This is a genomic window from Streptomyces afghaniensis (assembly GCF_044327915.1).
In the GTDB taxonomy this organism is placed as follows: domain Bacteria; phylum Actinomycetota; class Actinomycetes; order Streptomycetales; family Streptomycetaceae; genus Streptomyces; species Streptomyces afghaniensis.
Genome location: NZ_JBIRGJ010000005.1, coordinates 224,021 through 239,004, shown reverse-complemented (window position 1 = coordinate 239,004; position 14,984 = coordinate 224,021). Strand labels below are relative to the sequence as shown.

The window sequence follows — 14,984 nt, the reverse complement described above, 5'->3', positions numbered from 1 at the left end:
CTTGACGTCTGAACCGTTTCACTGCTTCCCTCGAAACGCTGCTCATGGGAGCGCTCCCAACCACCCCCCACGTGAAAGGGAACCCCGTGCAGACCTCCCCCCATCCCTCCCCCAGACGGGCCCTGCCCGCTCTCCTCACCACCGCGCTGCTCGCCTGCCTGCTGTCCCTGACGGGCGGCTCTCCCGCGCGGGCCGCGGCGGGGGACGGCTCGGTGTCCGATCCCAACATCGCGTACGTCGGACGCTGGGACACCTCCTCCGGGACCGCGGCCGTGCCCAACTGGACCGGCGGCTACCTCCAGACCGGCTTCACCGGCACGACGGTGAAGGTCAGGGCCAGGAACGCGGTCAATTTCTACGCCAGCATCGACGGCGGCCCCGACGTCTTCCACGCCGGTGTGCGCGGCACGGTGAACCTCACCCCCCGGCCGCTCTCCCCCGGCACCCACACCCTGCGCCTGTCCTACCGCTCCGGTGACACCGTCTTCCAGGGTCTGGTCCTGGACTCCGGCGCGGGGACCGTCGCCGCCGGCGCCCCGTCCGGGCTGGTGGAGTTCGTCGGCGACTCCATCACGGCCGGGGCCCTGACCGAACGGCTGGCGCTGGACTCGTACGCCTGGAAGACCGGGGAACGGCTGGGGATGCGGCACACGCAGATCGCCCGCTCCGGGTACTGCCTGGTCGCGCAGTCGGGGTGCACCGGTCTGAGCGGGCAGTTCTTCAAGACGGCCAGCACGGGAGGCGCGAACTGGGACTTCTCCCGGTACCGGGCCGACGCGGTCGTCATCAACCTCGGCACCAACGACATCGGGCACGGCGTGTCCGGCGCCGCCTTCCAGTCGGCGTACACGACGTTCCTGCGGGACGTGCGCGCGAAGTACCCCACGGCGCATCTCTTCGCGGTGCAGACGCTGAAGAAGCGCTACGTCACCGAGACCAGGGCCGCCGTCAGCGCCCGCAACAGCGCCGGTGACGCCCGGGTGCACTACGTCGACACCTCGGGCTGGCTCACCGACGGCGCCGACTACGAGGACGGCAACGGGCATCCCAACGAGGCGGGTCACACCAAGTTCGCCGAGCGCCTGGCATCGGTCGTCCGCGCCCGGCTCGGCAGCGGCGCCATGGTGAAGGCGGCGGCTCCCGGGCAGCCCGGCGACCCGAACATCAAGTTCACCGGCCGCTGGGACACCACCAGCTCCGCCACCGCCTACACGCCGTACTGGGCGGGCGCCTACTACCGCGTCGGCTTCACCGGCCGGACGGTCAAGCTGAAGCAGCGGGGCACGATCGACCTGTGGGCGCGGATCGACAACGGGCCGGTGACGTTCTACGACGACGTCAAGGGAACGGTGAACCTGACCCCGTCGGCCCTCACCTCCGGCAACCACACGCTCCAGGTCAACTACCAGGTGGTGGCAGGCTCGTACAAGGGCGACGCCGTCTTCCAGGGGCTCGTCCTGGACAGCGGCGCGACGACCTTCGCCCCGCCGGCCCCGGCGAAGCTGGTCGAGTTCGTCGGCGACTCGATCACCGTCGGCACGACGACCTCGCAGAACGCCCGTACCGCGTACGGCTGGCTGATCGGGGAGCGGCTCGGCGTCGAGCACACGCAGATCGCACAGGGCGGGGCGTGCCTGGTGGCCGCGGCGGACGGCTGTGTGGGTCTCGAGCGGCAGTTCACCAAGCTCAGCCCCAACGCCGCGACGCCCGACTGGAACTTCTCCCGCTACCGGGCCGACGCGGTCGTCATCAACCTCGGCACCAACGACGTGGGGCACGGGGTGAGTTCCGCGCAGTTCCAGTCGGCGTACAGCAGTCTGCTGCGCAAGGTCCGCGCGGCGTATCCGCAGGCGTGGATCTTCGCGCTGGAGACGTTCCGCGGACGGTACGTCCCGCAGACCGAGGCCGCTGTGAAGGCCGCGGTCGCCGCCGGTGACGCTCGGGTCTCCTTCGTCGACACGACCGGCTGGCTGGGCTCCGGCGATCTGACGGACTCGGTGCATCCCAACGACCGGGGGCACCGGGTCATCGCCGACCGGCTGGCGCCGGTCATCGCGGCGAGGATCGGAGGGTAGGCCGCCGGGGCGGGCCTCACATCGGGCCGGGGCCCGCCCCGCCCTTGAGGCGGTCCAGGTCGGAGGGGCGGACCTGGATGACGATCAGGGCGATCAGCGCGGCGACGGCGGTGAAGATCGCCGCCATGATGAAGGCGGCCGAGACGCCGGCGGTGAGGATCTCGTCGGACCAGGGTTTCGGCAGTTGCCCGGTGCGTTCGAAGCGCAGGCGCTCGGCAGGGGGCGCCTGCTGAAGGAAGAGCGGTATCTGCTTCCCGGCTTCGTTGGTGCTGGCCGTGCCGTACATGGTGACCAGGATGGACAGGCCGAGGGAGCCGCCGACCTGCTGGGTGGCGTTGAGCAGTCCGGATGCGGCGCCGGTCTCCGGCGTGGACACGTTGGACAGCGCCATGAGGGTCAGCGACACGAACTCCATGCCCATGCCGAGGCTGAAGACGAGCATCGGGCCGAGGACGCTGCCCGCGTAGGTGGAGTGCACGTCGGTCAGGGTGAGCCAGGCCAGCCCGGCCGCGGCCAGGATCGCGCCGATCACCATGAACGGCTTGGGCCCGTAGACGGGCAGGAACCGCGAGGCCAGTCCGGCGCCGATGGCGATGACCGCGCTGACCGGCAGGAAGGCGAGGCCGGCTTCGAGCGGGCTGAACCCCAGTACGTTCTGCACGAAGAGCGTGAGGAAGAAGAACATGCCGAAGATCGCGGCGGCCAGGCACAGCATGATGCCGTACGTGCCCGCACGGTTGCGGTCGGCGAACATGTGCAGGGGCGTGATGGGCTGTCTGGAGCGCCGCTCGATCAGGATGAAGCCCGTCAGGACGACGGCCGCCGCACCGAACGAGGCGAGGGTGAGGGCGTCGCGCCAGCCCTCCTGCGCGGCCCTGATGAATCCGTAGACGAGCAGCACCATGCCCGCGGTGGAGGTGAGCGCGCCGGTGATGTCGAAGCGCCCGGGGTGGCGTTCGGACTCCCTGATCCAGCGCGGTGTGGCGAGCACGATGAGCAGGCCGATGGGCACGTTCACGAACAGCACCCACCGCCAGTTCAGCCACTCCACCAGGATTCCGCCCGCGAGCAGGCCGATCGCGCCGCCGCCCGCCGATACCGCGGCGAAGACCCCGAAGGCACGGTTGCGTTCCGGTCCTTCGCGGAAGGTGGTGCTGATCAGGGCGAGGGACGTCGGGGAGGCGATGGCGCCGCCGACACCCTGGAGGGCGCGTGCGCCCAGGAGTTGACCGGCGTTCTGGGCGAATCCGCCGAGGAGGGAGGCGAATACGAAGAGCAGCACGCCGAAGATGAAGACGCGCCGCCGTCCCAGGATGTCGCCCGCCCTGCCGCCGAGCAGCAACAGGCCGCCGAAGGTGAGGGTGTAGGCGTTGACCACCCAGGCCAGGCTCGTGGTGGAGAAGTCCAGCGCGCTCTGGATGTGCGGCAGCGCGATGTTCACGATCGTGATGTCGAGGACCACCATCAGCTGGCACGAGGCGATGACGAACAGTGCCATCGCGTTCCCGCCACCACCGGATTCCCTGGTGGTGGTCGCCTGTGGTGTAGCCGGCTGCGGGCTGCTGCCTGCGGTGTCCACCGTTCGACGGTACGCCCGGCTTCCGGGCCTCACCACTCGATCAACGGCGGTACCGCCGCACTGAAATTGCCATGGTTTGCGGTGACAATCGTTCAAGGCGGTCATCGGGCCGCGACGGCCGAGTGGGAGCGACAGTGATCCGCGTTCTTCTCGTCGAGAACACCCGCCTGGTGCGGGGAGCGTTCGCTGCGCTGCTGTCCCGTGAGGACGACATCGAGGTCGTCGCCGAGGCCGACGGCAACAGTGACGTGGTGGCGCGTGCCGTGGCGTGCCGGCCCGACGTGGCCGTGATCGACGTGGACTCCAGGGAAGGCGAGGCGGTCGCCGTCCGGGGCGAGCTGCGGGCGCGGCTGCCGGAGTGCCGGATGCTGCTGATGATGGCCTCGACGACGCCCGAGCGGCTGCGCCGCATGCTCGATCTGCACGCCGCGGGCGTCATCAGCACCAACGCCCCGCCGGACCGGCTGGTCCACGGGGTGCGCAAGCTGGTGCGGGGGCAGCGGTTCGTCGACCCCGAGTTCGCGCTGGCCGCGCTGGACGCGGGGGCCAACCCGCTGACCCCGCGCGAGGTGGAGGTGCTGCGGCTGACCGCCGACGGCACTCCCACCAGGGAGATCGCGCAGCGGCTGTGCCTGTCCGTTGCGACGGTCCGCAACCATCTGTCGGCGATCACCAGGAAGACGGGCGGCCGCAATCGGATCGATGCGATCCGGATCGCCGTGGAGTCGGGCTGGGTGTGAACCGGGCAGGTCATCGAGGTGAACCTGCCCGGCCCCCGCGGGCCCTCTCGCCCTGTCCCGCCGATCTCCGTCGAGCATCGCAGAGCGGGAAGCCGTGCAACAGCATCGTTCGTCACGCCGGCGCCGTGAGACCGTCACCCCCGGACCGGGAGGAACAGTGATACGGCATGGGCGTTCCGACCCGGCCGCCCGGTCAGCGGCCGCCTCGGATCAGGCCGGTCAGATAGCGCCACAGCGAGGAGCGCTGCCTGGCGGACTGGTCCGGCAGGACCTCCTGGGCCACCTCCGGCGCGGGTCCGTCCGCCGGCGGCCGGGCAGGCGCCGCGGAGAGTTCGTACCGCACGGGCAGCGAGCGCAGGCCGCGCATGAACGGGGAGGAGCGCCAGGGCAGTTGGTCGGCGGGCAGGGCGAGATCGAGGTGGTCGAACCGCTCGAACAGGCGCCCCACACCGGCCGCCGCGACCGTCGAGGCGAGCTCCCGCGACGGGCACTGGCGCGGTCCGGCTCCCCAGGACAGATGCGCCCGGGTGCTGATGGTGGTGCCGGAGGCGACGTGGTCGGCGAAGAGCGGGTCGGCGTGCGCGGCCGCCGAGGAGACCCACACCGGGTCGCCGGCCCGGATGGTGTAGTTGCCGAGCGGGGTGTCCTCGGCCGCGAAGCGCGGGACGAAGTTCACCAGGGGCGGCTTGCGCATGACGGACCGGTTCATGGCCTCCCTGACCATCCCGGCGGACAGGCTGGCGCGCACGCTGCCCTCGCCCGAGATGACCTCCACGACGGTGTTGGAGATGAGGATGCCGACGTGGTCGGAGGTCATGCCGAGCAGCATGAACAGTTCGCGGGCCAGATGGTCGAGCGACAGATCCGGGTGCGCGGCCAGCAGGTAGGAGGGGAAGTCGTCGCCCGGCTTCTCCAGCTTCGTCGCGGCCAGTTCCGCCAGTGTCGCGAGCAGGCGCTCCAGTGCGGCCTCCGCGTCCGGGCCCGCGTCGAGCACGCGCCACATGTCCATCAGCGCGTCGTCGCCCTGTGAGCCGGGGAAGCCGAGCAGATGGCTGGCCACCATCAGCGGCAGCGGCCGGGAGAACTGCGCGGACAGGTCCGCCACGCCCGTCTTCCCGCCCTGCCCGACCAGGGTGATCAGCTCGTCGGCGTAGGCGGTGACGGCGGCCTTGAGGCGCTTGGCCTGGGGGTGGCGCGGGTCCTGGAACGGCTTGAGGGCCACGTCCCAGGCCGTGCGCAGCGGCCGGTAACCGGGGCCGCCCTGGATCAGGATGTGGTTGACCTCCAGGGACGGGCCGAGCGGCCAGTCGGCCGGCACCCGGCCCTCGGAGCGGGCCCGCCAGTTCTCCAGCCCCTTGGGGAAGCCGTCGTTGTCCTGGAGGACCTGGAGCGCCTCGCGGTAGCCGAGGACCAGCCAGGCGGGTACGCCGAGCAGGTCGACCGGCGCGACCGGGCCGTGCTGCTGCCTCAGCCGCTCGTACACGAGCGCGGGGCGCGTCTCGTAGTCACGGGTCAGCAGCGGCTGGGGACTCAGCGCCTCCAGCCGCGTGTCGTCCAGGTCCACTGATCCGCCGTCACCCCACTGGGAGTCCATCGTCTTGCCACCCTCCGACACGCCCCGTACCGGTGCACCATCAGCCGGTAACCGGAAACGGTGGGGACCCTACCCCAGAGGCAACCGGCGGGTAACGACGGGGGGTGGGATCACACGGGGGTGATCCGGCGCCGGGCCGTGGATCAGGCAGCGGTGTAACCGAGTTGGCGCCGCATGTAGGGCGTCATGAGGGTCTTCGCCTTGGCCATGACGGTGGTACGGCTGCCGAGGACGGCGGACTCGCCGCCCGGCACGGGCAGCACGGTGAGTCCGTCGGCCGGGCCGAACGGCACGATGAGCGGGGTGCGCTGGACCGGCCGGTAGAAGCGTGGCTCCTTGCGGTGCCTGCCCGAACTCTGCAGGTAGGCGCGGATGTTGTGGGCGGCGATGTCCGCCTGCGCGAGGGCGGCGGGGGTGATCTTGAGTTCGCTGACGTCGTTCACGTCGCCGACGGCGAACACGTCCAGCTTGCCCTCGACCCGGAGCGTCCGGTCGACCTTGACGCGTCCGTCCCTGTTCAGCCAGTCACCGTGTCCGGCCAGGCGGAGCCAGAGCGTGTTGGGTGTGGTGCCCGTCGCCCAGAAGGAAAGGTCGGCCTCGATGACGTCGCCGCGGCCGTCGCGGTAGGTGCCGAAGTCGTTGCCGGGGGACATGAACGAGTCGAGCCGTACCTCGATGTCGTGGGACTCCAGCCACGACAGGGCCTTGCGTCCCGGCCGCGCGCTGCCCGTGGAGTCGAGCAGCGCGGGCCCGGAGTGGGCGAGCGTGACGCGGGCTTCCGGCCGGGCGAGGCGGATCTCGGCGCTGAGTTCGACGCCGCCGGGGCCGCCGCCGACGACGAGGACGTGCTCGGCCGTGGCGACGTTGCGCTGGTGTTCGGCGAACGACTTGGCCGCCTCCTCGACGGTGGTGCCCACGAAGCGGGCCGGCTCGGGGTAGTCGGCGCCGGTGGCGATCACGACCACGTCGTAGGGCAGCCGCTCGCCCGTGGCGAGGACGACCTGCCGCTCGGCGGTGTCGATACGGACGGCCTTGCCCGCGACGACGCGGCCGTGGTGGAGCAGCCGGTCGTACGGGATGAAGGGCGTGTGCGTCCACTCGGGGCGCACACCCGCGCGCAGGGAGGCGACGCGGTGGAAGAAGACCTCCTTGCGGTCCACCAGCGTGACCCGGGCCGTCGTGTCCAGCCGCTTCGCCAGCCTGACACCGCCGTAGCCGCCGCCGATCACCACTACGTCGCCGTCGTACACACCCAGTCTCCTGTGCCTGGTGGGGGGTGCGAGTGCCGCCGCGGAACGGGCCCCGCTCGGATCGGCCCCCGGCGGCCACTCGACTGACGGTGAGATTAGCTCTTGAAACTTAAAGAGATTCCGAGGTTCCGTGCATGTTCCGTGAAGGGATCGGCACCCTGACCGGACGTCACTTCCCCCAGATCTTCCGGTACGCCTCCCGGTAGCCCGACGGATCCCAGCTCGTGGCGCCGTCACTGTTGCCGGCCGTGGCGATGTGGACGGGGGCCGTGTAGCCGCTGGCCGGGCGGCCGGAGAAGGCCCGGTTGAACTCGTCGACGATCTGCCAGCCCTGGAGGGACAGCGGTTCGGGCACGGTGGCGGCCTGGTACTGCCTGCTGTTGATGCGCTGGAAGGCGGACGGATCACCGTCGCCCGCGCCGATGTTGTACGGCGGCCCCGAGCCCTTCTCGCCGGCCGCGCGGAAGGCGGGGGCGGCGTCGGCGAAGTACAGGTCGTTGATGGCGACGGAGTGCGTCCACCGGTCCTGGAACCGGGAGAGCAGCGAGGAGATCTCCCGGGGGGTGCGGCTGCTCGCGTCGGGGATCGGGATGTTCTCGACGGACAGCAACCGCACCCCCCGGCAGCTGGTGAGTTCCTTCCTGATCAGGTCGGATTTGTTCCTGGCGAAGGGGATCGACGCGTCGGTGATGAGCACGACCCCGGCGCGGCCGTCCGAGTCGGAGATGATCCACTGCGCGCTGATGCGGGCCACCTCCTGGACGCGGGTGGTGACGTTGGTGAAGAGGTCGGGCTGCCGGCTCGGGCCGGGCTCGGGGACCGCGTGCCAGCCGATGAGCGGGATGCGCTGCGCGTTGGCCCGGGCGGCCTGCTGTGCCGTCGAGTCGGGGTCGAAGCCGCCGATGACGATGCCCGACGGCCTGAGGGCCACGGCCTCGCTCATGGCCGCCTGGATGCCGGCGGGGGTGCCTTGGCCGTCGATCACGCGGACGTTCCACCCGATGACCCGTGCGGCTTCCCGCACCCCCCTCGCGGCGCCCGCGACACCGGGATTGGTCATGGTCTGGGCGACGTAGACGATGGTCCTGCCCGGCACCGCCTCCGGGCCGCTGGTGGGGCCGCCCCAGGGGATGTCGGTCCGCTCCGCCCGGGTGACGGCGGCCCGGGCCCCGGCCTGGACGTCGGGGCAGCCGCTCGGGCCCGTCGCGGTCTGGTCCGCGCCGTCCGACGAACCGCGTTCGCAGCCGAGGAGGGCGGTCGCCGTCGCCAGCAGGGCGCAGCAGGCGAGCCGCGTGGTGCGGGCTCCGGGGGCGGCCTTGCGATTGCGGTGCACGGGGGCTCCTGTGAGGGGATCGGCGCGGCGGAACGTGCCGAGGGGGTCAGGGGGGTGATCCCGCGGTACCGCCCTCCGGCGTCGGGGAGGACGGTGGCGGGGACGACGGTGCTGGGGTCGACGGTGGTGGGGGCGGCGCGGCGGGTGTGTCGCGGGCGGCGGCGCCGCCGCGCAGCCGGCGGCGGGCGGCGTATCCGGCCAGGCCCACGGCGATGAGCAGGGTCCCGCCGTGGAACAGCGGCACCGTCCAGAAGTCGGCGCCCAGCTGGGCGATGCCGGTGAGGCCTACGGCCAGGACGGCGACGGCGACGACGGTGCCGAGGGCGTTGGGCCGGCCGGGTTTGATCGCCGTCGAGCCGAGCAGGGCTCCGACGAAGGCGGGCAGCAGGTAGTCGAGGCCGACGCTCGGGTTGCCGATCTGCTGCTGGGACGCGAGCAGCACACCGGCGAAACCGACGATCAGCCCCGAGGCGGCGAACGCGTAGACGGTGTAGGTCCGGGTCGGAATGCCGACGAGGTCGGCCGCGCGCGGGTTCGATCCGACGACGTACAGGTACCGGCCGAGCGGCAGCCGCTCCAGCACCAGCCAGAGGATTCCCGCGAGGGCGAGCACGTAGAAGGCGGGGACCGGGAGGCCGAGGAACGTGGAGTCGTAGAGGTCGGTGAACCCGGGCGGGAGGCCCTGCGGGCCCGGGACGATCCGGCTGCCGTCGGTGATCCAGCCGGTCACGGCGTACATCATGCTGCCGGTACCGAGGGTGGCGATGAAGGAGTCGATCCGGCCGAACTCGACGATGACGCCGTTGAGGACGCCCACGACCAGCCCTCCGGCGAGCACGGTGAGGCAGGCGAGCGGCCAGGGCCAGTTCTCGTTGACGACGAGCTGCATCACCATGACGTGGGCCAGTCCGAGGCCGTAGCCGATGGAGAGGTCGAACGCGCCGGTCACGATGGGCACCATTGCGGCCAGCGCGAGGACGGCCGGGATCGACTGGTTGGACAGGATCGAGTCGACGGTGTCCAGGGTGGGGAAGGTGTCCGGCAGGGCGAGGGAGAAGACCAGGTAGAGCAGGGCGGTGAGGGCGAGCAGACCGTAGGCGCCGATGCGGTGCCCGCCGGGGGCGCGCGGGCGCTTGGAGCGGGGCGGGGAGGGGGCGGGCGGTTCGGTCATGGCTTCGTCACGGCCGTCGCGGTGGGCGCGGGCATGGCCGAGGCAGCCCGGGTGAGCCCGGTGACGGTGAGGGCGCTGCCGCTCAGCTCGGCCGTCACGGCCCCGCGGACGAAGACCAGCGTGCGCCCGCACACGCTCGCGATCTCCTCGAAGTCGGTGGACAGGAGCAGGACCGCGAGGCCCGCCGACAGCGCCTCGTCGAGCAGGCGGTGGATCGCGGCCTTGGCGCCGATGTCGACGCTCGCGGTCGGCTCCTCGAGGATCAGCAGCCGCAGCTCCGTCCGCAGCCAGCGGCCGATCATGACTTTCTGCTGGTTCCCGCCGGAGAGCGTGGCGATGGGGGCCTCGCTGTCGCGGGGACGCACCGAGAACCGGTCGATCAGGGCGGCGGCCTGGACGCGCTCGCGGCGGGGACCGATCCAGCGCGGCGCCGGCCGGCCGCCCGCGCGGGGATTGGCCAGGAGGTTCTCCCGCACGGTCAGTTCGGCGAGGCAGCCCTCGCGCAGCCGGTCCCCCGGTACGAAGCCGACGCCGCGGGCGACGGCCTCCGCGACCGTGCGGGGCTGATAGGGCCGCCCGAGCAGCACGGCCCGTCCTCCGAGGAGGGGCCGGTCCCCGGCGAGGGCCCGCCCCAGCTCCGTGTGCCCGGCATCCGACAACCCGACCAGCCCGAGGACCTCACCGGCCCCGAGCTCCAGACTCACCGGCCCGGCCCGCGCGGCCCGCACACCGTCGAGGGTCAGGACGGGCGGTGTACGGCCCGGGGGCTTGGCGGGGCGGGCAGCGGGCGGCGCCGTACCGCCAGGGCCGGCGGCGCCCCGAGGACTGGCCGCGCGATCGGCGGCCGAACCAGCGGCGGGACGATCCGCACCGCCACCGGCGATACGGTCACCAGCCGGAGTACCGCCCGGGCCGTCGACGGCCGGAACACCGGCGAGACCGTCGGAAGCCGGAGTGCCGGGCGGGCCGTCGGCGGGCGGAGCACCAGCCGGGCCGTCGGCAACCGGCGCACCGGCAAGGCCGTCGGCAGGCGAAGCGCCAGCGGGACGATCCCCACCCGGGGACACGGCCGAGCGGTCGACGGGCCGCATGCCGACGGGACCGTCCGCAGCCGGAGTACCGGCGGGACGGTCAGCACCCGGAGTACCGGCCGGGTGGCCGGCAACCGGAGTGTCAGCCGGGCCGTCGGCAACCCGCGCATCGGCGAGGCCGCCGGCAGCCGGAGTGCCAGCCGGGCCGTCGGCAGGCGGAGCACCAGCCAGGCCGTCGGCAACCGGCGCACCGGCCAGGCCGTCGGGCGGGCCCTCCGTGGCCGGAGTTTCAGGGGACTGGGGAGCCGGTGAGGGGCCGGTGGCAGGGGGTTCGGGGTGCTCGCCGACGATGTCGTGGACCAAGCTGGTGGGGGCGTGGTCCGCGAGTCTGCCGTGGCTGACGAGGCGGCCGTCTCGCAGTACGGCGTAGGTGTCGGCCACCTGGTACACCTCGTCCAGGCGGTGGCTGACGTAGAGGATGGCGTGGCCGCGGTCGCGCAGGTCGTGCAGGACGCCGAAGAGCCGGGCGCTGTCCGCGGCGGGCAGGCGGGCGGTCGGCTCGTCCAGGACGATGAGCTTCGCGCGGGCCGCCAGGGCCCTGGCGATCGCGACGAGTGAGCGCTCGGCCGGTGAGAGCCCGGAGACCGGCGCGTCGGGGTCGAGGTGCCCGGCGACGGTCCGCAGCGCGTCGACGCAGCGCTCGCGCGTGCGCCGCCAGGAGATCAGCCCGGTCCGGCGTGCGTACCCGGTGGTCAGGGCGATGTTCTCGGCGACCGTCATCCACTCCACGAGACCGAGGTCCTGGTGGATGAAGGACATGCTCCGGGACGCGGCGGGACTGCCGAGAGGCATACCGTCGACGGTGATCTGTCCCGCGTCGGCGGGGTGGACGCCGGCGAGGACCTTGATGAGCGTGGACTTGCCGGCGCCGTTGGGCCCGAGGAGGGCGAGCACGCTGCCGGCGTGGACGTCGAGGTCGACCCCGGCCAGCGCGACGGTCCCGCCGAACCGCTTGCCGAGCCCGCGGATACGGACCAAGGGCTCCGGCCCGAAGGGTGAAGCCGCCTTCACCGGCGTGTCAGGAGCGTCGCGCACCCGATCAAATTACAGCATTTCGGGCACCTTTCGGCCGCTGCGACTCCCACGCGGGTCGGCGGACCCGTCAGGCGGCGTCGAGCCCGCATTCGGCCCAGATGACCTTGCCCTCGGGGAGGTAGCGCGTGCCCCAGCTCTGCGAGAGCTGCGCGACGAGGAACAGTCCGCGTCCGCCCTCGTCCGTACTGGCCGCCCGGCGCAGATGGGGGGCGGTGTTGCTGACGTCGGAGACCTCGCAGATCAGGGTGCGCCCGTACAGCAGCCGGACCCGGATCGGCCCGGCGCCGTGCCGGATGGCGTTGGTGATCAGCTCGCTGAGGATCAGCTCCACGGCGAACGCCGTCTCGTCCAGCCCCCAGTCGGCCATGCGCCGCATGGCCGACGCCCGCGTCTCGGCGACCACCGCCGGGTCGGCGGGCAGCTCCCAGGTGGCGATCCGGCCGGGATCCAGGGCGTGCACGCGGGCGACGAGCAGGGCGATGTCGTCGTGCGGGTGCGCGGGCGCCACGGTGTCCAGGACCGCCTGGCAGGTGTCCTCGGGTGCCCGCTCCGGGTGGGCCAGGGCGGTACGCAACTGCTCCAGGACCACGTCGACGTCGCGGTTGCGGTCCTCGATGAGTCCGTCGGTGTAGAGCACCAGCTGACTGCCCTCGGGGAGGTCGATCCCGACCGTGTCGAACGGCAGACCCCCGAGACCGAGCGGGGGCCCGGCCGGAAGGTCGGGATAGGACACGGTGCCGTCGGGGTGGACGAGTGCGGGCGGCGGGTGACCGGCGCGCGCCATGAGGCACCGCTGCTCGGTCGGGTCGTAGACGGCGTACAGACACGTCGCGCCGATGACCCCCGCGCCCTTGCCGTCGGGGTCCTCCCGGTCCAGGCGTCCTACGAGGTTGTCGAGGTGGGTGAGGACCTCGTCCGGGGAGAAGTCGAGCTCGGCGAAGCTGCGCGCGGCGGTGCGCAGCCGGCCCATGGTGGCCGCGGAGAGCATGCCGTGGCCGACGACGTCGCCGACGAGGAGCCCGACACGGGTGCCGGAGAGCGGGATGACGTCGTACCAGTCCCCGCCCACGTCGGACTCGGCGGGCAGATAGCGGTGGGCGACCTCGACGGCGTCCTGGTCGGGCAGACCGTGCGGGAGGAGTCTGCGCTGCAGAGCCAGGACCATGGTGCGCTCGTGGGTGTAGCGCCGGGCGTTGTCGATGGACAGGGCGGCGCGGGCGGCGAGCTCCTGGGCCAGCGAACGGTCGTCGTCCCCGAAGGAGCTCCCGGCGCGGTAGAAACTGGCGATGCCCAGGACGACACCCCGGGCGAGCAGGGGCACCGCGATGAGGGACTGGACGTGGGCGAGCAGGTGTGCGGTGTGCTCGGGGTCCTGGGCGAGCCAGCCCGCGGCGGCCTTCAGGTCGGGTTCCAGCACCGCCTCGCCGCTGGTCAGGCAGCGCAGCTGGGGCGCGGTCGGGCCGAACTCGATGCGCTTGCCGGGCTGTGTGAAGGGCAGTCCGTCGCGGACGCCGTGCAGCACCGTGCGGCGCAGGTCGGCGAGGGGGTCGGCGGACTCCTCACCGCGCAGGACGGCGTCGGGCAGGTCGATGGTGACGAAGTCGGCCAGGCGCGGGACCGCCGTCTCGGCCAGTTCCTCGGCGGTACGGCGCACGTCCAGGGTCGTGCCGATGCGGGCGCTGGCCTCGGACAGCAGCTCCAGGCGCCGGCGCGCGGCCAGGGCGTAGGCCCCGACGTGCGGCTCCCCCACCATGACGAGCCCCCGGGCCGGGAAGGGCGAGCCGGTGCGGTCGTCCACCGCGCCACTGCCGCCGTACGGCGCGTCCCCACCGCCGTCGGCGGCATCCCCGCCAACGTCCCCGCCACCGTCCCCGCCACCGTCGACGGTGCCCGCACCGCCACCGGCCACACCGGGACCACCGTCAGCCACGCCCCCAGCGCCGTCCGCCGCCCCCCTGCCGCCCTCGGCCCCGCCGGTGTCGCCGTACCCCGCGGGCAGCCGGTCACCGTCGGGCGCGACGGCCGGGCCGGACGCGGCGGCGAGATATCCGGACGGCAGGGTGACCGACGGTCGGGCGGGCAGCTGGGCGGCCGCAAGGGCGGCGAGGTCCGGCAGCTCGTCCGCCTGGTGCGGGAGGACGAGAGCCCCTCCTGCCGGGGCGCCGGGCAGTACCGCCTCGACAGCGAAGCCCCGCACCCCGGAGGCGCTCGTCATCGGGCGGCTCACGAGAGTCACCCGCCGGCCTCCGGGCAGGGTCACGTCGATGGCGGCCCGCTGCCCGCGGGAGATCAGCTCGGCGGCCTTCTCCCTCAGGACCGCCTGGTCACGCGGGTGGAACTCGTCGGCCACCGCGTCGAGGGCGATGCCGCCGTGCGCGCCGGCCTCGCTCCCGGCGGCCAGGTACGTCCGCAGCAGGGCGCGCTCGTGCGCGGAGCTCTGCCCCAGCAGCCGCCGCTCGATGTTCTCGGCCGCCCGGCGGATCGCCGCGCCCAGCGCGGGCTGTTCGAAACTGCGCGGATAGCCGAAGCACAGGACGCCCTCGATCCGCCCGTTGAGCGGGTCACGGACGGGCATCGCGACGCAGGCGTTGCCCTGGGAGCGTTCCGCGAAGTGCTCGGCGCCGTAGACACGGATGAGCTGCCGCTCCGCCAGGGCGAGACCGATGCCGTTGGTGCCGGCGACCTGCTCGGCGAACACGAATCCCGGCACCCGCTGGATCGCCGGGAGGTTCCTGGCCATCGAGGGATCCCCGAACCGGCGCAGGAGGACCGTCCCGTTCGCGTCGGCGACCGAGATGTTGATCTGGCTGCCGGAGAACGCGATCTGGAGCCGGTCGAGCACCGGCACCGCCGCGCGGACGATACGGCCCCCGGCGTCGAAGTCCTCCCGGTAGGGGAGGTCGGTCCCGTCCGGCGACAGGCCCAGGGACCGGCTGCGCCGCCACGAGTTCAGGATGGACGTCCGGACACCCGTGTCGACCGGCTCGCCCTGGAGAAACCGCTCACGCAGCCGGGCGGGCCCCGTGCCCTCAGTCGCACGTCCCGCCGGCTTGGGTTCCTCGCCGGACCGAACCACGCTTCGCCTCGCTTGCGCCCGCGATCATCCGCTGCTCGGA

The 14,984-nt window shown here is 72.7% G+C and carries 9 protein-coding genes; 2 read left to right on the top strand and 7 right to left on the bottom strand.

Features of this window, described 5'->3' with window-relative positions; genetic code table 11:
* Positions 1–86 precede the first annotated feature (86 nt).
* The gene (locus ACH4G3_RS19850) at positions 87–2,075 is read left to right on the top strand and encodes a GDSL-type esterase/lipase family protein (protein ID WP_397625714.1); all 1,989 of its coding nucleotides are present in this window, start codon (positions 87–89) and stop codon (positions 2,073–2,075) included.
* A 16-nt stretch (positions 2,076–2,091) separates the two neighbouring features.
* Here ACH4G3_RS19850 and ACH4G3_RS19845 read toward each other — a convergent pair whose 3' ends face one another.
* Positions 2,092–3,573, bottom strand: a complete 1,482-nt coding sequence (locus ACH4G3_RS19845; protein ID WP_397626168.1) for an MFS transporter — start codon at positions 3,571–3,573, stop codon at positions 2,092–2,094.
* Positions 3,574–3,788: 215 nt separating this feature from the next.
* Between ACH4G3_RS19845 and ACH4G3_RS19840 the strand changes: the two genes are divergently transcribed.
* Entirely contained in the window at positions 3,789–4,394 is a 606-nt protein-coding gene (locus ACH4G3_RS19840) for a response regulator transcription factor (RefSeq protein ID WP_397625713.1), read from the top strand.
* 193 nt (positions 4,395–4,587) lie between these two features.
* On the opposite strand, the gene ACH4G3_RS19835 is transcribed toward ACH4G3_RS19840, so the two are convergent.
* The 6 genes from ACH4G3_RS19835 to ACH4G3_RS19810 form a co-directional block, all read right to left on the bottom strand.
* On the bottom strand, positions 4,588–5,988 hold the full coding sequence (locus tag ACH4G3_RS19835; RefSeq protein WP_397625712.1) for a cytochrome P450: 1,401 nt from the start codon (positions 5,986–5,988) through the stop codon (positions 4,588–4,590).
* Between the two features lie 143 nt (positions 5,989–6,131).
* Positions 6,132–7,238 (bottom strand): FAD-dependent oxidoreductase, encoded by a 1,107-nt coding sequence (locus tag ACH4G3_RS19830; protein ID WP_397625711.1) that lies wholly within the window; start codon positions 7,236–7,238, stop codon positions 6,132–6,134.
* 169 nt (positions 7,239–7,407) lie between these two features.
* A complete protein-coding gene (locus tag ACH4G3_RS19825) occupies positions 7,408–8,571 on the bottom strand; it encodes a substrate-binding domain-containing protein (protein WP_397625710.1) in 1,164 nt (387 codons plus the stop codon).
* Between the two features lie 46 nt (positions 8,572–8,617).
* Complete coding sequence (locus ACH4G3_RS19820) at positions 8,618–9,742, bottom strand: ABC transporter permease (protein ID WP_397625709.1); 1,125 nt, start codon at positions 9,740–9,742, stop codon at positions 8,618–8,620.
* Positions 9,739–11,868 (bottom strand): ATP-binding cassette domain-containing protein, encoded by a 2,130-nt coding sequence (locus ACH4G3_RS19815; RefSeq protein ID WP_397625708.1) that lies wholly within the window; start codon positions 11,866–11,868, stop codon positions 9,739–9,741. Before ACH4G3_RS19815 ends, ACH4G3_RS19820 begins: the two co-directional genes overlap by 4 nt.
* Before the next feature lie 67 nt (positions 11,869–11,935).
* Positions 11,936–14,944, bottom strand: coding sequence for a SpoIIE family protein phosphatase (locus ACH4G3_RS19810; protein WP_397625707.1), 3,009 nt, complete (start codon positions 14,942–14,944; stop codon positions 11,936–11,938).
* Between the last annotated feature and the right edge of the window lie 40 nt (positions 14,945–14,984).

Excerpts from the sequence above, each read along its gene's own strand:
- ACH4G3_RS19835 (WP_397625712.1), bottom strand. The coding sequence starts at position 5,988 with ATGGACTCCCAGTGGGGTGACGGCGGATCAGTGGACCTGGACGACACG.
- ACH4G3_RS19845 (WP_397626168.1), bottom strand. The coding sequence starts at position 3,573 with ATGGCACTGTTCGTCATCGCCTCGTGCCAGCTGATGGTGGTCCTCGAC.
- ACH4G3_RS19820 (WP_397625709.1), bottom strand. The coding sequence starts at position 9,742 with ATGACCGAACCGCCCGCCCCCTCCCCGCCCCGCTCCAAGCGCCCGCGC.